Raw genomic sequence first — 20,322 nt, forward strand, 5'->3', positions numbered from 1 at the left:
AGAATGAAAATTGACATAAAATTGACAATTAAAACTTGTCAGTGGTCAATTTGCTATTAACAATTTGCTATTAACAATAGAAAATTGACAATTGACAAAAGGCGATCAACGGGGATCAACCATTTTTAGAAGTAATTAACCGGACTTGATCTGACTTGTTTCGCTCCCGTTTGGTGTCCACGCTTCAATCGGTGGAGCTTGGCTATGGATGAGGATACAGCGCGGGTAGGGTTAGTATATCCTTTCTTGATTCCCTTGCCCCCCCTTATCCTAATCACTAGGGATCGCCAAATTCTGGCCGTGAAATTTCTGCTCATATTCTAAGACGCCGACTCCTAAATACAAGCAACCAAAGCCTGGATCAGCTCTTTTGCCGTTTGGTAGCGATCGCAAGCTCTTGGTTGGCAAACCCGCTCAATTACTTGCCTTAATTGGGGAGTAACAGTGGGAACGCCTGATACATCAAACCGATATCCTGAACTACGCCTTTGATAATACTTTAGAGGAGCTTCCCCGGTGAGCAGAAATATTAGAGTTGGGCCAATGGCGTAAAGATCCGATTGAGTGCAAGGCTGACCTCGGTCTTGTTCAGGAGCACTATATCCCTCGGCACCAATCCGTGTGCCTGGTATTGTGCCAATTTCTTTAACAGCACCGAAATCCAACATCACAATTCGGTTATCTCGATGGCGCACCATCAAATTCGCGGGCTTAACGTCTCGGTGGATTAGAGGCGGCTGGCGGTCGTGGATGTAGTCTAAGATATCGCAAGTCTGAATCATCCACTCTACTGCCTGGGGCAAGGTGACTGGTCCAGTGCTCAAGACACGTTTTTCTAAATCTTCACCGTGGATCAGAGCCATTGCTAAGTATTTTTTCCCCCCTTCCACAAAAAAGTCGTAATACTGCGGAATTCCGGGATGATTCAGGGTTTTCAGGGTGCGAGCCTCTCGTTCAAACAGTTCTTGAGCCTTGGAAATTTGAGCCATGTCAGCATTCATTTCCTTCAGTACTAGTAGGAGTGGGTATCCATCCTTGCTGTTAACTTTGTCCCAGGCAAGATAAGTGGTTCCCATTCCCCCCTGTCCCAATGTCCGCAAAACATGGTAGTTGCGAATGACTCCCTCGACTGGCACCAAGGGTTGACCACAGTGAATACAGAACAAATTGCCTGGTGCATTGCCTTGGTGTTGGCATGGCTTAGTAGTCTCAGTCAAGGGCTTGGGTGCTAGGGAAGGTAGTTGCTGGGTTTGAACTTGGAATTCCAGCCTCGGACCTTTCTGGGCTAGCTGAATCAGAGCCTTTTCCGGCAGCACCCCCTGGGAAACCAAGACACCATTGAGGAAGGTGCCATTGGCACCCTGATTGACCAACTGCCACATCGGACCCGATGGGGAAGCACTAGCCCTGAGTTCCAGGTGATGTCGTGACACGATCGGGTCATCGACAATCACATCATTATCAGGAGCACGACCAATGCGAATCGTAGATTTGCTCTGAAAGCTCCACTGCTGCACTGGAGTGGGGCTTAACGGATCTAATAGGGTCAGTGTGACCATAGTCAGTTGTCCTTTGTCCAAAGTCCTTTGTGGGTTTTATCCTTTGTCGGTTTTATCCTTTGTCGGTTTTATCCTTTGTCGGTTTTATCCTTTGTCCAAAGTGACTAACCAGAATCTACTGGCAGCTACTAATCACATACAACTAATCACCTAATGACTAATCACATACAACTAATGACTAATCACATACAACTAATCACCTAATGTAATTTTGGTTGAGCCAAGTTTGGTCGCACCTTCACCCGAACTAGGATTAGTGTAATGTTGTCGTGACCATTATGCTCATTTGCCAGCTCAATCAAGTTAGCCAGACCCTGATCGAGGCTAGCTCGGGAACTTAGTAAAGGCGCTAAGTGAGTTTGCCAGTGATTTTCCAACAGGTCATTATCTGACAAACCATCAGAACAAAGTAAGAATATAGTATCTTCTGCGATATCTATGAATTGCACATCCGGATTTAGGAATTGCTCACTGCGCGGTCCAAGGGCTTGAGTTAGTTGATAGGCATCAGGGCGAGAGTAAGCCAGCTCTGGATCTACTCCGTGCTGGATTTCTCGTTGACCCACCTCGTGGTCTATAGTGATTTGCTCTAAGCCCCGTTTGCGAGTTAGACGATAGACCCGACTATCTCCGACATGGACAATCCCTACCTTGGTATTTTGAATCAACATCATGACTAGAGTCGTACCCATGCGACCGCTGCCAGAGCGAGCATTTTGTTGGTTGATATCGAAAATCGCTTGATTTGTTACATATACCGATTTCCTGAGACTATCTTCTGTGGGAAACTCGTCTTGCCAATTTTGTTTAAAGTAATTCTGGAGTACCTCTACTGCCATAGAACTGGCTACTTCCCCAGCCGCATGCCCTCCCATGCCATCGCAGAGAATATATAAACCACGAGCTTGTATAGTTCGACCAATGGGATTTTCCTGCTTTTTGAGTTGGGTCTCGATGCCAAAACAATCCTCATTATGATCTCTTTGATGACCAATATCTGTACTACCGAGATCATCGAGACTCTGCAAGCTCATTGGCAACAGTACCGTTGGCATGTCATCCCCTTGTTGCTCTTTTCCTGGTAGATCAGACAATAATTCCTGGCTATCAGGAGGTTCAGTGTCTGCCGTTGCCATTTCTGAGAGTACAGCCTCAGTTAATTCCATACCGGATTCGTATGGGTCAGATTCTTGTTCGTCAGCAATCCCTTGCAGATGCGATCGCAATTCCTCAATGGTTTCAATTTCCTTAGTACACAACTGCCGGACAACCGTTGACAAGGAGGTAAATTGGGTTCGCTGGGACTCGTTAAATAATCGTTGCCACAGTTGTCCCAAATCCTCTAAGGTTAGCGGATTTTCCTCCATATCCGGATATAGACGCTCCAAACCTAGTGCTTGGTCTTCATCCACCCGGAGATTCGTCAGTTCCAACAGACTCTGACGACAATGCCAAGGCTCTAGAGCTTGCCAAAGCTTTGCCATTTCATCGAGCCAGTATAGGATTTGCAGTTTAGAAAACTCTTCTGACCCCCACAACTTACTCAGTAACTGCCATTCTGAACGGTTTTCTAGCAGGATTATCGCCTTACCATTTTGCTGCCAAACATCATGAATTTCTGGCACACTAGGATAACATAAGTCCTTGAGAGCCAAATAGGGTTTAGCACTCTGTGGGATATCTAGGACTTTCCAAACGTCTACGTTTTCTTTCGAGGAAGGTTTTGGCTGCTCTTGGGTTGTCGATATATCGAATTTCTCTGGAGACAATTTTGTTTGATTAATCAGGGTTTCTAGGGGAGACTTTTGTAACGGTTGGCAGTCCAAAACTGTGACAAAGATACTATGGTCTGTTGTCTTACTTTCCCCTATCTGAGAGAGTTTCTCAGGTTCTAGTACTCTGTAACGCTTACCTTGGTCTAGATAGACAATTGTTGCTGTTTCTGAAGTTGGGTTTTCGAGATTAAGAATTGACCAGGTGGAAGCTTCAGTAGATTGAGGTTTCTTCTGTATTGGGCTAATCTCTAGTAATGGCTCCTCTCCAGATTCTAGTTCCACTTGATCACAGCCACCTCTGTTGTTTATCGATGCTTCATCAGCGTTGACTGTTGATGCTTGGGACAAGGTGCCATCATCCCCTGGCTCTGTTAGTATAGTATCCGATTCCGTTAGCCACTCTTGTCTTGTTTCTAGGAATGATGCTGGCTGGGTTAGTTCCCTCTCGGTCTGGTCAGACTCTGGTTGCGACACCGCTACTGCCGTAGCCTGATCAGTTGAGGACTCTGACACCTCAACTGGGGTTTGAGGAGAATACTGCGGGGAGGTTGCCGAATTTTGCTGCTTAGAAATAATTGCCCTCCAAACCGTTCCTGTGAACGCACCGCAGTTGTGACAAGTTTCAGCATTTAGGGGCACTTGGCTAGCGCATTCATGACAAGTTTTATCGGTTAGGGAAGTTCCACATCGTTGACAAAACTTGTTGGTATTTGGGTTCTCGAACTGACACTGGGGACAAACTAACATAATGGAACTTCCTTAATCCTTAAATTCCGCGCTTTGGTGGGTAACTTTTAAGATTTAATCTAACTGCCATCTAGTTGGCCACGCTGTAATCTATAATGGCAGCTTTTAGCAGCATAGCCTGATTACAATTTTTACGCTCTCGTGCCATGTCATGCTATAATTAAAGAAATTTTTTAAGTAACTATTTTTTTTCTAGGCTACACCCTATAGTCTACCCAGGGAGCATAGGGGGGATAACAACCAAACGGGAAACTAGCTCTATTATCGCTCCCTTATGGCAAAGCCTCTCCTCTTACTACAGCAAACAGCTGCTATTGTTATACACAAAACTTTAAACTTTTTTTGCGGTATGGCTAATAATATATTATATCTATCTCAGTAGAGCTTCTACTCTCGGGTCAATCTGGGCAAGCTTTTGTTTATGAACATTAAGCTATCTTTAATCATTGCTGCTATCTTAGGGGTAACTATAGCAATTGCTCTTCATCTATCATCTGCGCAACCGGTCAGCATATCCCTAAAAACTAATGATAACTCCAGTAATACCATTCAACATCAACAAGCCAAGACAAAAAAGCTTGAATTAATCTTAAAAACTAAGACCTGTGTAGAGTGTGATCTCATGGGTTTTGATTTGAGTGGAGTTGACTTAAGTGGAGTTGACTTTAGCAGAGCTGACTTTAGCCAAGCTAACTTATCCGATAGTAACCTAGAGAAGGCTAAACTCAAAGATGCTAAAGTGATTGGTGCTCGTTTGGAAAATGCGAAGTTAACCTCTGCTGACTTAGATGGCGCTGATTTTAAAGATACTAACTTGAAAGGTGCTGATCTCAGTGATGCTAATCTGCTCAATATCCGATTGGCTAATGCTGATTTAAGTGCTGCTATTCTTAATCGTACTGAGCTTCGAGAAGCTGACTTGACTGGTGCCAATATGGAGCATGCTGACTTGAGTCATGCTAGTATTTATGGTGCAATTTTGAGGGAGGCTAATCTAACTAGTGCCAACCTTTATAAAGCTAATTTGCGTTACGCCAATTTGCAAGATGCGGTATTGAAGGGTACTAATCTAAAAGGTGCTGATTTACAATTTGCGGTTATGCCTGATGGGAAAACTGTTTATGGCACAGATGATTACTAATTTCTGGTAAAAAAAATTAGGAGTTGGTGAATCAAGCGATGAATAGGAGTAGAGTGGGCATCCTGCCCGCCCGAAAATATATTGAAACTGGCAAGATGCCAGTTCCACGCCTGATGCGCCTAGGTCAAGCGCACCTAAAAACGCTTAAAATCATTCCATTATTAAGCAACGCCAAAAATTAGGCTGCTCCTGGATTAAGTCGCCTCATTTGCCAGGTAGTGTAGGTCCCAATCGGACTCCAAAGTATGTAGGGAAGTAGCAACAAAAACGCCACGATAGATACGGGATAAATCAGTAAAGCCAGGATAAGACTTAATAAGGCACCTGTGCCACCAATAATGGTGCCAACTGTGAGGCTACGAAATAGGAACATCACGGGTGTATAAGCGATGGTGATGATTTCTAGTAGTAGATATAAACCCATCAGCAACCAGGTGCTTCGGCTACCTGGGTCATTTTCCCAAACTATATACGCTGACCAAGCACCGCAAATAAAGATAGTTATCCAGATCAGGGGAATTGCTCTCTCGAAGGTGAGCCATCGCGGACGACGTAGGCGATAGAACCATCTGACTCCTTCGGGTGTGGTGATTAAGTTACCAGCAAATGCTACTAGCAGGGTTACCAGTCCAATTACCATCCAAGATTTAATCATGATTTTGGCCTTGCTCCTAAATTCCCAATTTCCTCAAAAATGAGCAAAAATGTCTTGAATATAGCGGTTTTAAAGGGTATGAGGGACAGATTCCTCGGTTTTAGGGAACAGCGGATCTGGGAACAGCGGATCTGGGAACAGCGGATCTGGGAAAAAACCTATGTAGCTTATAGTTATGAAAAGCGCTGTATACTAAAATAATCGAAAAATACGTCTTCCCTCCTCTCCCCACACTCTTACCCCGATTCCCGATTCCCGATTCCCGATTCCCGATTCCCGATTCCACCCTTCTGCTCAACTAGTTCTTAGATTTATTTGTTATAATACTTGATAATTTTTGGATAAATTCTGCCGTGAATTCAGTAAAGGCTTTGGCTCCAGTTGCTTGGGGTTCATTGATGACTACCGGTCGAAACTCATCCACGGCTTTGGCAACCGCAACATTCCTGGGAATTTCTATACTAAAAATTTTGTCTTTCCCAAAATTATCGGTCAATCGGTTCTTGACTTGTGTAGCCATATTGGTGGCGTGACCAAGGGAGAAAAACAGAATCCCAATCAGGGTTATGCCAGAGCGATCGCTTTGTACGAGCTTTTTGATCTGACCTTCTTCCAGGATGCCAATCCCAACCACTGATAAGGGTTCAGGTTTGGCAGGAATGATATAAAAATCACTAGCAATAATTCCACTACGAGTGATAATATTCTCACTTGGAGGGAAATCCAATAGAATAAAATCGTAGGTTTGTTGAACTGGCTCAAGGGCACGCTTAATTAAATAATTCTCTAGCTGATTCCAGTTGTTTTCAAACTCTTGGGGATTATCCTTTGACTGAGAAAACAGCAATGCAGCCAATAGAAAATCATTGTAGGTTTCGATATCCCCTGGCAATAAATCTAGTCCATCGACTCGACAAATATTGCGCTGAATCGCTTGTTCAATGGGAATATATGCCTGAGTGGGTGACTGAATGACTTGATTAATTATTTTTTTTAAGGTTCGGTCTTCCTTCTTGAGTTTAGCAAATTGGACTGGAGGCATCAGGCTTAGGGTAGCATTAATCTGGGTATCGAGATCTACGATTAATACTCGCATGCCATAATCTTTGGCAAGACAGGTAGCAAGGTTGACGGTGGTGGTAGTCTTGCCAACACCGCCTTTCATATTGACTATGGAAATGGTGTATCCCAGTTTTGACAAAAAGAAAGAGGTAATATAACGTGAAAGTCATTGCAGTATACCATAACAAAGGCGGCGTGGGGAAAACCACAACGGTGGTTAACCTAGGGGCAGCTATCCGAAAAAACCGCAAAAAAGTGCTTGTCATCGATCTTGATAGCCAAGCTAATGCTACCTTTGCTACCGGACTGGTTAAATTTCATGACGAAGCATTTGATGATATCAAAGAGTGTAATATTCTCCATGTTTTGCAATCTGAGGAATTCTTCTCAATCTCGGAAGTAGCTAGAAAATCTGAATTCAGCAATCCAGAAATTGATGTGGTTCCTGCTCACATCGATCTGATGAAATATGAACTTGATATGAATCAGCTTGATTTTAGCCTGCTCATGCTGATGGATAAACTAGAGGATGTTAAAACTTACTATGATGTGGTAATTATTGATACCCCTCCCTCTTGGAATTTATATGCTAGAATTGCTTTGATCACTGCTGACTTTTTAATCATTCCTTCAGACCTCAAGCCTTTTTCTAATCAAGGCTTACTGAATGTGAAAGATTTCATCAGAGCGATTAATGGCTATAGAAAACAAGTCAAGATTAAGCCGCCCCTTAAGGTTTTGGGAGTGTTGCCTTGTAAAATAGCAACCAATAATATGTTTATACAGCATACCTTGCCAAAACGGATAAAAGCAATTTCCGAACGATATGGGTTTGATGTGATGAAGAGTGTTATTTTCGATCGAGATGATTTGGCAAAATGTGCTGAACAAGTTGAAAAAGTAGACAATCAGGATATACCGTATCCTGTGTCTGTGTTGGATTATAAGCCCTATTCTATGGCTTCAGAAGAATTTAGGTCTCTTGCCCAAGAAGTTTTGGAAAAAATAGGCATGTAAACTATAGGGTTTGTATTTGATAGGTGAACATAAGATTGATGGTAAATCGGGAATCGGGAATCGGGAATCGGGAATCGTCAATCGAATCGGTAGGGAGTAGGGAGCAGGTAAGAGGTAAGAGGAAATAGGGAACAGTAGTCAAGATATCAAAGGAGTTTTTACTGTTATGATAAATTAAGATTATTTTTCGTGATAGCATTATAAATGCTATATAAAAATCCGTGTAGTAATTGTGATAATTATTGTCCCCTAATCCCGACTCCCGACTCCCGTTCCCCTCCTGGGAGGGGTTAGGGGTGGGTTCCGATTCCCTACTCCCTACTCCCTACTCCCTTTACATTAATGATAATGACAGAACGCCTAATTATTTTCAGCCGCTATCCAGAGCCCGGAAAGACTAAAACCCGGATGATACCAGCTCTAGGAGCGGATGGTGCGGCAAACCTTCAACGTCGGATGACCGAACATACTGTTGCCCAGGTCAAGGAATTAACAACTGGTCGCCCTGTGTCTGTAGAAATCGATTTTGCTGGTGGTAATCAACAGCTAATGGAGAATTGGTTAGGCTCGACTCTGGTCTGTAAACCTCAGAGTGATGGGGATTTGGGCAAGCGAATCACTTCAGCTTTTGAGTTATCGTTTGCGGAAAGCATGACCAAAGTTGTGATAATTGGTATTGATTGCCCCGATTTGAATAGTTCGGTGATGAATCAGGCATTTGAGGCTCTAGACAATCATGATTTAGTACTTGGACCAGCCAAGGATGGTGGCTACTATCTGGTTGGTCTAGGTCGATTGATTCCAGATTTGTTTGTGGGAGTGAGTTGGGGCACATCTGAGGTTTTGCAGCAAACGGTGGATATTGCTAACAGTCTTAACCTAACTATGGCGATGCTTTCCGAGCTTACTGATGTTGACCGCCCAGAGGATTTATGGGTAGTATCAAATTTGATGGGAGTAGGGAGTAGGGAGTAGGGAATCGGGAATCGGGAATCGGGAACAGGGAGTAGGGAGTAGGGAATCGGGAATCGGGAATCGGGAATCGGGAATCGGGAATCGTGGCACAGGCTTCTAGCCTGTGATGTAGCCCATAAGCTGATAGCTGATAGCTGATAGCTGATCACTGATAGCTAATAGCTAATAGCTTACATTTTGGAACTTTTAGCACTATGGAGTTTTTCTGAAAATATTGTAATCAGCTCCATCATGTCTGTAACTAATTCTTGTTCAAGGCTGATGTCTTCTGATGACTTGTTGATAATTATTACTTCTGTCTTGAATTCTTCACACATAGCAAAGACTAATTCAGCGCTAACTCTAAGCAGCCTATCTTTGTGAGTAATGACAAGTCTGCCAACATTCCCCTGCATGATGCGCTTGAGCAGTTTCTGTAAGCCTTTATTTTGGGAATTGATTCCGGCACCTGAATCTTGAATTGTTTCATACTGCCAACCATTAGCAGTACTAAAAGACTCTAAAATTTTGATTTGCTTGACTAAGTCTTCTTTTTGGTCTTGATCTGAAATACGGGCATAGTTAATGGTTATGCGATCATCGATCTGACCGACATTCCGTGGTGTAATGTGTTTGATATCGGCTACATAAAATCGCCGATGGCCACTGGGAGAACGTTGTGACCTAATCTTTCCTGCGTCTGCCCACCTCCTTAAGGTTTTAACTGAGACTCCTAGCTCACTGGCTGCTTCTCCAATACTAATGGTTAACCCTGACATGTTGGATTTCTCACCTTATTTGAATCTAGTTTGTATTTAGTTTACCTTTTATTATATCGCTATTACGTAATAAATGTCTAAATATGGATAGAAATTAAGGGAACATTGGTTATTTCCTAGTCAGGGATGCTAATTTGTCAGAAACAATGCTAAAGCTGTTGCGTGATAGTAAAAATTTCAATTATCATCCCGGTTCTGAATGAGGCTAGTCACATAGCTGATACTTTGGCTACGGTTAGGGAAGCGTCTAATGTGGAAGTGATTGTGGTAGATGGGGGCAGTCATGATGAAACCGTTGCGATCGCACAATCACTGGGTGCTAAGATTATAGCTGCTGGTACCGGTCGCGCTAGTCAAATGAATGCTGGTGCTGCGGTGGCTACCGGAGATATTCTACTGTTTCTCCACGCTGATACCCGTTTACCAAAAGGATTTGATACCTTAGTTCGCGAAGGGTTACAAAACTATGATACCGTGGCTGGTGCTTTTGAATTAGCGATTGATGCTAACCTGCGGGGGGTAAGGCTAATTGAACGGATGGTGAATTTGCGATCGCGTTTTTGCTCTTTGCCTTACGGTGATCAAGCTATCTTTATCAAGACTAAGGTGTTTACAGACCTTGGTGGTTTTCTTAATCTACCGATTATGGAAGATTTTGACTTGATGCGACGCCTCCGCCACCTAGGTAAAATAACTATCCTTAATCAACCTGTCTTAACATCAGGACGCCGCTGGCAGACCTTGGGGGTTGTCAAAACTACATTAATTAACCAACTGGTGATCGTTGCCTATCATTTGGGGGTTTCTCCTCACCGGATTGTGGGTTGGTATCGTCGGGCAAAGGGGTGAAGGAATCGGGAATCGGGAATTGGGAATCGGGAATCGGGAATCGGGAATCGGGAATTGGGAATCGGGAATCGGGAGTCGGGAGTCGGGAGTCGGGAATCGGGAGTCGGGAATCGGGAGTCGGGAATCGGGAGTCGGGAATCGGGAGTGGGGAATCGGGAATTGGGAATCGGGAATTGGGAATCGATGTGTGACTATTTATAAAAAAATAGTGGGTACGCTTAGTATACAAAAGCTAATGATTTTATAAATGGCAAATGTTTTCGGAGACTGACAACCATAATCGGGAATCGGGAATCGGGAATCGGGAATCGGTATATTTTTCGGGTGGTGGATGTTGTATTTGTGATTTTCAAAAAATAGTGGGAACGCTTAGTATACAAAAGCTAATAATTTTATAAATGGCAAATGTTTTCGGAGACTGACAACCATAGCGATCGCTTTTCTACCATAGAGCCACTCCCGACTCCCGACTCCCCACTCCCGATTCCCGATTCCCCACTCCCGACTCCCGAACTCTAGTTTAAGCATGAGCAATTATAATCAAATTCAGTCTTATCGAGATTTGCGAGTTTGGCAAAAGGGAATGGATGTGGCCGAGAGTTGCTATGTGATCACCAGAGAATTCCCTAAACAGGAAATGTATGGGATGACTGCACAGATAAGGAGAGCAGCTGCATCAATTCCTGCTAATATTGCAGAGGGATATGGACGGGAGTATCGAGGAGAATATGTTCAATTTCTTAGAATAGCTCAAGGCTCTCTCAAAGAATTGGAAACCCATCTTTTCTTATCGGTCAGAGTGAAACTGGCTACTTCTGGAAGCATTAATCCGATTATAGATGAGTGTGAAGCTTTAGGAAGAATGCTACGTTCTCTGATTCGGTCATTGCTAGATAACTCATAATTCCGGAGTCGGGAATCGGGAATCGGGAATCGGGAGTGGGGAATCGGGAGGAGTAGATAGTAGACCTATGCGCAAAAGTAGTTTTCTGATAGTGTTTGCATCAATTCTTGTCTACTGTTCTGGTGATCCCCTGTTCCAGACAACTGCCGCGAAGTCAAGTCTTTGTGTGACTAGTTAAACAATAGTAGACTTCGTTTGATGGAAATAGTTTTGTGGAATAGCCATCTTGGTAGAATAGCCATCTAACGTGGAACGGGCATCTTGCCCGTTGCTCCTGTTACAATTCTATTCGACTCCCGATTCCCGATTCCCGATTCCCGATTCCCGATTCCCGATTCCCCACTCCCGATTCCCGACTCCCGACTCCCGATTATCCATGACTACACAAAAACAATGGCGTTCAGAAATTACTGCACTTCCCTCTTGGTTGCGACGTCCTATTGGTAATGCTAGTGACATCTCAACGGTGCAGCGGATTATTAAACAACGGCAAATTCACACCATTTGTGAAGAGGGACGTTGCCCCAACCGAGGTGAGTGCTATTCTCAGAAAACTGCTACATTTTTGTTGATGGGACCGACGTGTACACGGTCTTGTGCATTTTGTCAAGTAGATAAAGGTCATGCTCCCATGGCCCTAGACCCAGAGGAGCCGCAAAAAGTGGCGGAATCGGTACAGTTATTGGGGTTGCGGTATGTGGTGCTGACCTCTGTGGCCAGGGATGATTTACCAGACCAGGGTGCGGGTTGGTTTGTCGCTACGATGGATGCAATCCGCAAACTCAATCCAGGTACTGAGATAGAAGTGCTAACGGCAGATTTCTGGGGGGGTAAAGGTGAGCAGGATCAAACCTCAGCAGAGTTGCAACAGCAACGGATAGCCACGGTGGTGGAGGCCAAGCCAGCCTGTTACAACCACAATATTGAAACAGTGCAGCGGCTACAGGGCAAGGTGCGCCGGGGAGCACAATATCAGCGATCGCTTGATGTGCTCAGCATTGTCAAACAACTCAATCCCACCATTCCCACTAAGTCCGGATTAATGTTGGGCCATGGGGAAACCAAAGCAGAAGTGATTGAGGCGATGGCGGATTTAGGTAAGATTGGATGCGATCGCATCACCCTCGGTCAATATATGCGTCCCTCTCTCCAACATCTGCCGGTACAAAAATACTGGACACCGGAAGAGTTTGATGAGCTAGGTGCGATCGCACGGGATATGGGATTTGCTCATGTTCGTTCGGGTCCTTTGGTCCGTAGTTCGTACCATGCGGGGGAAAGTTGAAGAGCAGGTTGAAGGTTGGTTGGTTGAAGGTTGAAGGTTAGCTGGTTGAAGGTTGAAGGTTAGCTGGTTGAAGGTTGAAGGTTAGCTGGTTGAAGGGTTAATATGATATACTATTAAATCTCCCCATCCCCCCATCTCCCCATCCCCCCATCTCCCATACTCCCCATACTCCCCATCCCCCCATCTCCCATACTCCCCATCTCCCCATACTCCCCATCTCCCCATCTCCCCATCTCCCCATCTCCCCACTCCTAGCCTTTCACTTTAAGAGCATAATCCCGGAATCGTTCTAAATCTTCCTGGATAGTAGACTCAACTAAGTTACCTAAAAATAAGTTATCCATTAACTGACCAAGAATGCCGGGAATGCCGTAAGCGATGGTCAGCTTAACGATACTGCTATCTTTACGGTCGTAGAAGCGGACTGCACCTCGATTGGGCAAACCATCTACTGATTCCCACTGAATAATCTGATGTGGAACTAATTTCAGAATTCGAGAGAGCCAGCTAAACTCAAAACCTGTACTAGCAAGTTTCCACCGGGATAAGTCAGGATCCTCTTCTAGGACTTCCACTGAGTCAATCCACTTCATCCAGCGCGGCATTTGCTCTAAATCTGACCAAAGCTCCCACGCTAATTCAATGGGAACTTCTACTTCAACTTGTACACTATGTTCCAGCCAATCAGACATGGGGTTTTAGGTTCGTAAAGTATTATTGTAGACTTCGCGATAGCAAAGGGAACAGGGAACAGGGAACAGGGAATAGGGAACAGGGAACAGGGAATAGGGAACAGGGAGTAGGGAGTAGGGAGTAGGGAGTAGGGAGTAGGGAGTAGGGAACAAAAATTCTCACAATTGATTTAGTATTGCAATAGGCAATAGGCAATAGGCAAAAGAAACAATAATTGACGGCAACAATATCATAAAAGCGATGCAGTGAGGTAGCGCAGTCAAGGGGAGCCAGTGTGGTCTTACGGGTCTCGCCAAACTCCCCTCTCTTTCCCTGTTCGTTTATCCGCTGTTCCCTGTTCCCTGTTCCCTGTTCCCTGTTCCCTGTTCCCTATTCCCTACTCCCTATTCCCTATTCCCTATTCCCTCAACTAACCAAAGACTCAATCGCCTTAGCAGCACGACGCCCGGATAGGGTAGCTCCTTCCATACTATCGATATAGTCTTGTTGGGTATAGCTACCGGCTAGGAAGAAATTAGGGATTGGTGTCTTTTGGTTAGGGCGATAGGGGTCCATGCCAGGGGCTTCCCGGTATAGAGACTGAGCGAGTTTTACGACACTATACCAGGTCATGGTCAAGTCTCGTGAGGAGGGAAACAAATTATGGACTTGGTGAAGCACATGTTTTGCGATCGCATCATTACTTTGTCGAATAAATGGGTCTCCTGGGGTTAGTACCAACTGCATCAGTGACCCTTCACCGGCTTTGTAATAGTCACCAGGACTAGTCAGAGCTAAATCCGCAAAGCAGGAAAAGTCAGCATCGGGAGTATACAGTAGATTATCCATCCCTGCTGCTTCTTGGAGTTGCTGGCGTTTCTCGGCATCATGAAGCTCTGTCACCCAGCCATCAAATCGTAGTTGAACCGTGGCCACTGGTACCGTATCAAGCTTGTAGATATTATCGAAATCGGACCACTTGCGCCATGATTTGGGTAACAGCCGTTGAACACCAGGCACATCAACCGCACAGACATAGGCATCAGCGGTGATGGTTTCTTCGGTTTCCCCTTTGGCAATCACTAAACCAGTGACTCGGGTTTCCTCTGGGGTTTCGGTAAACAGAATTTCCCTAACTTGGCGGCGAGTGTGGATTTTTGCTCCTCTTTCCTCTAAATAGTTAATAATTGGTTTATGGAGGTACTCATGAGGAGAGCCTTCCAGCATTCGTAGTACCGATGCTTCGGTTCTAGCCGCAAATAACTGGAAAATCGTTAGCATACAACGGGCAGAAATGTTCTCGGTATCGATGAAACCCAGAGCATAGGCAATGGGATTCCACATCCGCTTTAAACTACCGTCGGAACCACCATGACCGCGAAACCAATCAGCGAAACTGACCGCATCTAGGTCACGAATCGTTTTCATTGCGCCATCGAAATCTATCAAGCCACGCACCAGAGGGCTGATCCCCAGGGCAATGGAGTTTTGCAGCTTATCCTGGAGGGAGAGTTGGGAAGTGGTGAAAAAAGCTTTTAGGCCATTAAAGGGAGCACCAGTAATGAAGCGAAAGTCTAGCTCACCCTTGCGTCCATCCTGATTAATAAAAGTGTGAGTATGCTCCTTCAGGCGCAGAAACTGGAACGCTCCCACCTTCTTCATCAGGTCAAACAGGTTGTAATAGCAGCCAAAGAAGACATGCAACCCCATTTCGATGTGATTGCCATCCTTATCTACCCAGCTTCCCACCTTTCCCCCCACAAAGGGACGGGATTCAAAAATTTCCACCTCATGACCAGCATCCACTAATTCTACTGCTGTGGCCATGCCCGCGAGCCCCGCACCAACAATTGCTAAGCGCATTCTCCCTTATCCTTTCAGTTTCTTTACATATTTTAATATATTCCGGGAGTGGGGAGTCGGGAGTGGGGAGTCGGGAATCGGGAGTGGGGAGTAGGGAATCGGGAGTGCGTTCGCGTAGCGTGACCGTAGGTCAATCGCGTTTGAGTGCTGCGGTGGGGTAGCAATCAGTAATATTTCTATAATTTCTTCTTGAACTTGGTAACTTAGCGCGTTTATCATACGTGATGAAGTACCTTCAATTTCAATTTTCTTCTGCCTGCTCCCTGCTCCCTGCTCCCTGCTCCCTCCTCCCTTTAAGCCTAAGCATTCATAATATCCTCCAAAAGCTGCTCACTTTCTGACAGCCCAATAAACCCTTCTTGTTGTTCTTGTTTAGCTTTAATAGCTATAAGTTCGTCTTCTAATTCTAAGAACCTTTCAAATTATTCTATAGAAATAACAACAGCAACATTACGCCCTTTTTTAGTAATTTTTACTGGCTCTCTTCGAGCTAAATCCAACAGTTCACCAAAACGGTTTTTTGCCTCAGATGCTCCAAGGTTTTTCATCACTTTTTAGGTAAAAATACTAGACATTAAGTCTATTTTAGTCAATAGCAGCATTTGATGTAGGGTGGGCAGTGCTTAGCTTCGAGATTGTCAGCTTTTTAATTGGTATCAACTACTGCCCACCATCGGATTAATTTTATTAAAAATTTAGACTTTTAATTAGAGTGCTCTTGCAGCCAGTTGAGTAAGTCCTCACTGGTCTGAAAATCCCAGATGGCTTCTGATAAACGGTTTAGGTCTTCGTTGGTCAAGGCTTCGATTAATGCCAAGCCATTAATCGTTAGTTTGCCAAAGCGGCTCTCAAGCTGTCGCAATAGTAAATTTCTTTCCCCTTCTTCTCGTCCTTGCCTTTTCGCGAAACTCAATGCACCTCGCGCGTCTTCCAAAACCATCTCCTGTTTGCGGAGTTTTTCCACTTCTGACACACTCAACCCCGCTTGATTCGCTATGGTTAAGGCTTTTTCCAGCTGTGGGATTTCCCTGAAGTTGTCAGGAATAATTTCTAAGTTTGGCGCTTCTTTGATAAAATATATCCACTTATCTATCACACTTTCTAAATCTTCCAGTTGCTTAGTAAATTTAGGAAGTTCCACAAACACCAGCTTTAAGTCATTTTCCTGATAAGGTAAGTGGTCTTCTTCCTCTTGAAAGTAAAAACAGCTAATTACTTTATCGCTGGAAGGGAATAACTTAAAATCCGTGATAGTTAAAGCAATGACTGGATTTATATCGAAATATCCCTGTCCCAATTGCAGTTGATTTCCATAGGTTTTGCACAAGTTATAAACCACTCGCTTCTTGAAACCTTCCACATTCCAGAGTTGCATCTCAATGATAACAGTTGTTCCATCCTCTAATACTGCCTTAACATCTAGATAAGTGTCTTTTAAATCTACTACATCCCCCGCGCTATAAGGATCAATAATTTCTAAATCCTGGATGACGTAATTACCAGAGTATATCATAGCATTGAGGAAAGAAATTAGAATATCCTTACTCTGATCTGAACCAAATATTTTCTTGAAAGCAAAGTCAGTTTTAGGACTGATGAATCTCATGGTTTTATACCTTATTATAACAAAAAAATATATATAGTATTTTAACTAAGGGAGCAGGGAGCTTAGCAGCAGGAGTAATAAATGATAAAAGCTATAGCATCTCTACAGAAAATATCAGATATATTACTGGTTATTTACTATTATTTATGACCTATTTATTATTATAGCCATTTTCAATTTATTAATAAAAAAAAATTCCTAAATCCCTTGACAGTAAATTAATTTATGTATATATTAATTATGTAAGCAGTTTTAAGGAATTACTACTGATGAATGACAACCTTCCACCCAACTCCGATGAAAATACCAACCCTGAAAAGCCAGGTCGCAAACCTAAAAAAGTCAAGCACATCTTGGTCGGTTCTCCTAAACAAGTTCGCAAAACAATTAATGCTATCTATTCCCTTAAATACGCCTATCCCGACGAGTGGAGCGCTTTCGAGCCTACCGGAAAATCTGGTCAGGTTACGACTTTTTTGATTCGATACTTATACCTAGACTAGGATAGTAAATTGCCAGGGCGTCGCCCTGGCGACTATCAAGGGTTAAAGTTGTTTTGTGGAGGGGTATATATCAGGATGAAGGATGAGTTGGGAGGTGGTTACTTTCGAGTAGTTGCTGACTAATTCGATAGTTTATCAGTAGCGATTTAGATTTGAGTGCAGCTCAGCTGTACTTGTGGAAGCTTACAAAATAGAAATCGGTCAAGACTTGGGGTTAACCAGAACTTGACCGAATTTTTTTTATTGATTTATTGGTATAGTTAAGCTGTTCATAATTTAGATTGGGATACCTAACAACTGCTGCGAAGTCTAATAACTTCCACCAGCATTAATCAGCCCTGCCCTCTAGATTTCATCCACCATGTCTAAAATCTGATTATATAAGGCTAGAGACACTCTAAACTCTGAGGTAGCAATTAAGGCATCCATCAACGGCTTGACAGCAACGATGAGATTTTGGTGTTTCGCCTCAACTAAAATACCCAGCAATCCAGTAATCCTTAAGCCCAGACGATCGGCTTCTGCTCGACCACGACGCTCATCAATTAATAGCAAGTCAGCATTGATTTCTAGGGCAAGGGCAATCGCCTCAGATTCTCCAGGATCTAAACTCACCTCACTCTGAAGATGTTCAACTACTTCATAGTTAAGCACTTGCCTGACTTCAAGCCAGGAAGCAGATTGAACTTCGAGAGTGCCAGGAACAGGAGGATCAATGTCTGCAAGTTCACGATAGACTGCTTCAGGAATAATGACTTGATTATAGAGTTGAGGCAGAAGCTGCAAGTGTTGAATGGCTGCCAAATTTGTGATTGCTGATGTATCGCTAATAACAATCACAACCGTCCTAACTCCCGCAAATTTTTCAAGTCAATTTCAAAGTCTTCAACATCGTAGTAGTAAAGGGGAATTTTGCGCTGCTTGAGAAATTGGCGAAACTCGTTGGGTTGCATGTGAGCCAGTCGGCTGGCATAGTTCAGTGTTAGGCGACCTGTTTGAAACAAGTGTAATGCAATTTCCTGACGAAACTCACTTGGGGTAAGCTGGGATGCTTCTAGGATTGTGTCTGAAATAACAATACTCATCGCCAAATTGCCTTATCTATCGTATTTCTAACGATAGCTCAAAAACTTTCTGTTTTTACTAGATTTCAGCTAACTTTTACTAGCCCTCCCATAACTGTCTGGCTCATGGAGGTTATTTCGTTTGCGATCGCACAAATCAATGCTGCACCTAAGCCTGGTCAGGGATAGTCGGGGTCAACCTCAAGATCAATAAATTGTAACAATGCAATAGTTTTCCAACACCCTCTTCTCCCTCTTAACTTACTCATCCCACACCCCCCATCGGTTTTTCCTTTAAATTGCGACAATGCAATACTTTTCCAACACCCTCTTCTCCCTCTTAACTTACTCCTCCCACCCTCCCCACACTTCCCACACAACCCACCCTCTCCCCAAAACATCTCACTCTAATTACTCAAATAAGCCTCTTGTTCCAAATTATCCAGTAAATCCTCAGCAATTTGATACCAAGCTGCCCGGAATTGAACATCCTCTTGTTTATCGGAAAGAGTCTTTCCTTTTAATTGTGGATATGTACTATAAAAAAATTGATCAACTTTCTGATAAAAAGTACCTGGATCAATGTTCAAATCTAGACAACGCTGATAGATTTGCTTTTGCCGTTGCTGCTCTGTGTTACTCACAGATGATTGAGAAGGCAATGATGGTATAGATGGCAATTTCCAGGATATCTTGGGTAATTTTGGTGTAGTAAACCCTCCTCTAGCTACTGCTACCGTTCCAAACACTACTAATAAAGCAATGGACATAGAAAGACCAAAAAACTTTAGTTCACGGTTAGTGGATTGCTGTTTGCGATTGAGCACAGCAGTGAACGTTGTTTTAATGGTTTGACCAGGAGCAGCCACTAAGGTAGCAATCTGGGTAAATAGTGTATTTGGTTGTTTATTTGGTAGCTTAGTTGGTAGATTATTTGGTTGTTTAGTTGGTAGATTATTGGGTAGCTTAGTTGGCTGCTGGCTACTTACCGGCTGGGGAATTACGGTTTCTAGGGCTTCACTGACATCTTGGGCTGACTGATACCGTTCTTTAGGAAGATTAGCCAGCATTTTAGCCAAGACCGATTTGAAGCTGGGGCTAATAGTTATCTCTTGCCAAAGCCAGGTGGCGTGATAACTATCATAAAGGTCTAGAGGCTGTTTACCGGTTAGCAATACTAAAGCAGTTACTGCTAAAGCGTAAAGGTCGCTAGTGGCATCAGCTTTACCATATCGTAACTGTTCATCTGGGGAGTAACCCCGTTTGCCCACTTGAGTTCCAATCACGTGTCCGGTTGATTGGACAATGGCAGTGGTTACCATTTCTTTGACACAACCAAAGTCAATTAATACTGGCTTATTGTCAGAATTCCGTTTAATCAGATTATCCGGAGAAATATCCCGATGAATGATCTGCTTAGAATGAATATAATCTAAAACTGGCAAGATGTCTTGGAGCAGTTTAATCACATCTGCTTCCCTAAACTTTTGACCCTGGACTAACAGCTGGTGATAGGTTAACCCTTCGACATAGTCTTGTACTAAAAAGAGATAATTTTTACGACCAATACTGGTTCTAAGTAACTCTCGAAAACAAGGAATTTGGTTATGTCTGAGCTGGTATAGCATCCCAGCTTCTCGCTCAAATAATTCTTGAGCTTTTTGTAACTCATAGTTGTTTTGAAGTTGGGGAGCAAATTCTTTAAGTACACAACGCTCTTGGTAGCGATTAGCATCTTCAGCGAGATAGGTCCGTCCAAAAGTTCCTTGACCTAAGTCGCCTAAGATTGTATAGCGGTCTTTGATAATTGCTCCAGGTTTTAAGGTATTAGACATAATAGCCGCCAATAATTGATAATCTATAACGCTGGGTGTGGGGAGGGTGGGG

27 protein-coding genes are annotated in these 20,322 nt (G+C 43.6%); 9 read left to right on the forward strand and 18 right to left on the reverse strand.

Annotated features, from left to right (window positions below; all coding sequences use genetic code 11):
* Nucleotides 1-335: 335 nt before the first annotated feature.
* Together F6K53_RS07625 and F6K53_RS07630 are read right to left on the reverse strand one after the other, a co-directional pair.
* Nucleotides 336-1,559, reverse strand: coding sequence for a protein kinase (locus F6K53_RS07625; protein ID WP_293024221.1), 1,224 nt, complete (start codon nt 1,557-1,559; stop codon nt 336-338).
* A gap of 200 nt (nt 1,560-1,759) precedes the next feature.
* Nucleotides 1,760-4,081 (reverse strand): serine/threonine phosphatase, encoded by a 2,322-nt coding sequence (locus tag F6K53_RS07630; protein ID WP_293024219.1) that lies wholly within the window; start codon nt 4,079-4,081, stop codon nt 1,760-1,762.
* Between the two features lie 421 nt (nt 4,082-4,502).
* Between F6K53_RS07630 and F6K53_RS07635 the strand changes: the two genes are divergently transcribed.
* Complete coding sequence (locus tag F6K53_RS07635) at nt 4,503-5,222, forward strand: pentapeptide repeat-containing protein (RefSeq protein WP_293068043.1); 720 nt, start codon at nt 4,503-4,505, stop codon at nt 5,220-5,222.
* A 178-nt stretch (nt 5,223-5,400) separates the two neighbouring features.
* Here F6K53_RS07635 and F6K53_RS07640 read toward each other — a convergent pair whose 3' ends face one another.
* Complete coding sequence (locus F6K53_RS07640) at nt 5,401-5,877, reverse strand: TspO/MBR family protein (RefSeq protein ID WP_293024213.1); 477 nt, start codon at nt 5,875-5,877, stop codon at nt 5,401-5,403.
* Between the two features lie 298 nt (nt 5,878-6,175).
* A complete protein-coding gene (locus F6K53_RS07645) occupies nt 6,176-7,078 on the reverse strand; it encodes a ParA family protein (protein ID WP_364302603.1) in 903 nt (300 codons plus the stop codon).
* 20 nt (nt 7,079-7,098) lie between these two features.
* Between F6K53_RS07645 and F6K53_RS07650 the strand changes: the two genes are divergently transcribed.
* On the forward strand, nt 7,099-7,956 hold the full coding sequence (locus F6K53_RS07650; RefSeq protein ID WP_293040904.1) for an AAA family ATPase: 858 nt from the start codon (nt 7,099-7,101) through the stop codon (nt 7,954-7,956).
* A 1-nt stretch (nt 7,957) separates the two neighbouring features.
* Here F6K53_RS07650 and F6K53_RS07655 read toward each other — a convergent pair whose 3' ends face one another.
* Nucleotides 7,958-8,155, reverse strand: coding sequence for a hypothetical protein (locus tag F6K53_RS07655; protein WP_293024209.1), 198 nt, complete (start codon nt 8,153-8,155; stop codon nt 7,958-7,960).
* Between the two features lie 43 nt (nt 8,156-8,198).
* Between F6K53_RS07655 and F6K53_RS07660 the strand changes: the two genes are divergently transcribed.
* A complete protein-coding gene (locus F6K53_RS07660; protein WP_293024207.1) occupies nt 8,199-8,357 on the forward strand; it encodes a hypothetical protein in 159 nt (52 codons plus the stop codon).
* Entirely contained in the window at nt 8,305-8,931 is a 627-nt protein-coding gene (locus F6K53_RS07665; protein WP_364302608.1) for a TIGR04282 family arsenosugar biosynthesis glycosyltransferase, read from the forward strand. The genes F6K53_RS07660 and F6K53_RS07665 overlap by 53 nt, the downstream gene beginning before the upstream one ends.
* On the opposite strand, the gene F6K53_RS07670 is transcribed toward F6K53_RS07665, so the two are convergent.
* The gene (locus F6K53_RS07670; RefSeq protein WP_293040908.1) at nt 8,899-9,021 is read right to left on the reverse strand and encodes a hypothetical protein; all 123 of its coding nucleotides are present in this window, start codon (nt 9,019-9,021) and stop codon (nt 8,899-8,901) included. The two genes, F6K53_RS07665 and F6K53_RS07670, sit on opposite strands and share 33 nt — an antisense overlap.
* Nucleotides 9,022-9,101: 80 nt before the next feature.
* Nucleotides 9,102-9,689: an IS607 family transposase gene (locus F6K53_RS07675; protein ID WP_293024203.1), complete on the reverse strand. Its 588-nt coding sequence runs from the start codon at nt 9,687-9,689 to the stop codon at nt 9,102-9,104.
* A 162-nt stretch (nt 9,690-9,851) separates the two neighbouring features.
* On the opposite strand from F6K53_RS07675, the gene F6K53_RS07680 reads away from it, so the two are divergent.
* The gene (locus F6K53_RS07680; RefSeq protein ID WP_293024201.1) at nt 9,852-10,538 is read left to right on the forward strand and encodes a TIGR04283 family arsenosugar biosynthesis glycosyltransferase; all 687 of its coding nucleotides are present in this window, start codon (nt 9,852-9,854) and stop codon (nt 10,536-10,538) included.
* Here F6K53_RS07680 and F6K53_RS07685 read toward each other — a convergent pair.
* Both F6K53_RS07685 and F6K53_RS07690 read right to left on the reverse strand, forming a co-directional pair.
* On the reverse strand, nt 10,456-10,767 hold the full coding sequence (locus F6K53_RS07685) for a hypothetical protein (RefSeq protein ID WP_293024199.1): 312 nt from the start codon (nt 10,765-10,767) through the stop codon (nt 10,456-10,458). The genes F6K53_RS07680 and F6K53_RS07685 overlap by 83 nt on opposite strands.
* Nucleotides 10,757-10,891, reverse strand: a complete 135-nt coding sequence (locus F6K53_RS07690) for a hypothetical protein (protein WP_293024196.1) — start codon at nt 10,889-10,891, stop codon at nt 10,757-10,759. The genes F6K53_RS07685 and F6K53_RS07690 overlap by 11 nt, the downstream gene beginning before the upstream one ends.
* Nucleotides 10,892-11,064: 173 nt before the next feature.
* Here F6K53_RS07690 and F6K53_RS07695 point away from each other — a divergent pair, with 173 nt between their 5' ends.
* Together F6K53_RS07695 and lipA are read left to right on the forward strand one after the other, a co-directional pair.
* Nucleotides 11,065-11,442, forward strand: coding sequence for a four helix bundle protein (locus F6K53_RS07695; RefSeq protein WP_293024193.1), 378 nt, complete (start codon nt 11,065-11,067; stop codon nt 11,440-11,442).
* Nucleotides 11,443-11,818: 376 nt separating this feature from the next.
* A complete protein-coding gene (gene lipA, locus F6K53_RS07700; RefSeq protein WP_293046970.1) occupies nt 11,819-12,727 on the forward strand; it encodes a lipoyl synthase in 909 nt (302 codons plus the stop codon).
* A 251-nt stretch (nt 12,728-12,978) separates the two neighbouring features.
* Here lipA and F6K53_RS07705 read toward each other — a convergent pair whose 3' ends face one another.
* Both F6K53_RS07705 and F6K53_RS07710 read right to left on the reverse strand, forming a co-directional pair.
* On the reverse strand, nt 12,979-13,419 hold the full coding sequence (locus F6K53_RS07705; protein ID WP_293046964.1) for an SRPBCC family protein: 441 nt from the start codon (nt 13,417-13,419) through the stop codon (nt 12,979-12,981).
* 22 nt (nt 13,420-13,441) lie between these two features.
* Entirely contained in the window at nt 13,442-13,582 is a 141-nt protein-coding gene (locus F6K53_RS07710) for a hypothetical protein (RefSeq protein WP_293068056.1), read from the reverse strand.
* Nucleotides 13,583-13,692: 110 nt separating this feature from the next.
* Between F6K53_RS07710 and F6K53_RS07715 the strand changes: the two genes are divergently transcribed.
* Nucleotides 13,693-13,833, forward strand: coding sequence for a hypothetical protein (locus F6K53_RS07715; RefSeq protein ID WP_293068059.1), 141 nt, complete (start codon nt 13,693-13,695; stop codon nt 13,831-13,833).
* On the opposite strand, the gene zds is transcribed toward F6K53_RS07715, so the two are convergent.
* From zds to F6K53_RS07735, 4 genes are all read right to left on the reverse strand, one after another.
* The gene (gene zds, locus F6K53_RS07720; protein WP_293046966.1) at nt 13,826-15,262 is read right to left on the reverse strand and encodes a 9,9'-di-cis-zeta-carotene desaturase; all 1,437 of its coding nucleotides are present in this window, start codon (nt 15,260-15,262) and stop codon (nt 13,826-13,828) included. The two genes, F6K53_RS07715 and zds, sit on opposite strands and share 8 nt — an antisense overlap.
* Before the next feature lie 6 nt (nt 15,263-15,268).
* Complete coding sequence (locus tag F6K53_RS07725; RefSeq protein ID WP_293024184.1) at nt 15,269-15,481, reverse strand: hypothetical protein; 213 nt, start codon at nt 15,479-15,481, stop codon at nt 15,269-15,271.
* Nucleotides 15,482-15,684: 203 nt separating this feature from the next.
* Complete coding sequence (locus tag F6K53_RS07730) at nt 15,685-15,810, reverse strand: type II toxin-antitoxin system prevent-host-death family antitoxin (RefSeq protein ID WP_293068063.1); 126 nt, start codon at nt 15,808-15,810, stop codon at nt 15,685-15,687.
* A 155-nt stretch (nt 15,811-15,965) separates the two neighbouring features.
* Nucleotides 15,966-16,868, reverse strand: coding sequence for an Rpn family recombination-promoting nuclease/putative transposase (locus F6K53_RS07735; protein ID WP_293068066.1), 903 nt, complete (start codon nt 16,866-16,868; stop codon nt 15,966-15,968).
* 269 nt (nt 16,869-17,137) lie between these two features.
* On the opposite strand from F6K53_RS07735, the gene F6K53_RS07740 reads away from it, so the two are divergent.
* Entirely contained in the window at nt 17,138-17,371 is a 234-nt protein-coding gene (locus F6K53_RS07740) for a hypothetical protein (protein ID WP_293024179.1), read from the forward strand.
* A gap of 345 nt (nt 17,372-17,716) precedes the next feature.
* On the opposite strand, the gene F6K53_RS07745 is transcribed toward F6K53_RS07740, so the two are convergent.
* The 3 genes from F6K53_RS07745 to F6K53_RS07755 form a co-directional block, all read right to left on the reverse strand.
* Nucleotides 17,717-18,211: a DUF3368 domain-containing protein gene (locus tag F6K53_RS07745; protein WP_293024177.1), complete on the reverse strand. Its 495-nt coding sequence runs from the start codon at nt 18,209-18,211 to the stop codon at nt 17,717-17,719.
* On the reverse strand, nt 18,208-18,456 hold the full coding sequence (locus F6K53_RS07750) for a UPF0175 family protein (RefSeq protein ID WP_293024175.1): 249 nt from the start codon (nt 18,454-18,456) through the stop codon (nt 18,208-18,210). The genes F6K53_RS07745 and F6K53_RS07750 overlap by 4 nt, the downstream gene beginning before the upstream one ends.
* A 386-nt stretch (nt 18,457-18,842) precedes the next feature.
* Nucleotides 18,843-20,270, reverse strand: a complete 1,428-nt coding sequence (locus F6K53_RS07755) for a serine/threonine-protein kinase (protein WP_293024173.1) — start codon at nt 20,268-20,270, stop codon at nt 18,843-18,845.
* Nucleotides 20,271-20,322: the final 52 nt, after the last annotated feature.

The organism is Moorena sp. SIO4A1, from assembly GCF_010672065.1.
In the GTDB taxonomy this organism is placed as follows: Bacteria; Cyanobacteriota; Cyanobacteriia; order Cyanobacteriales; family Coleofasciculaceae; genus Moorena.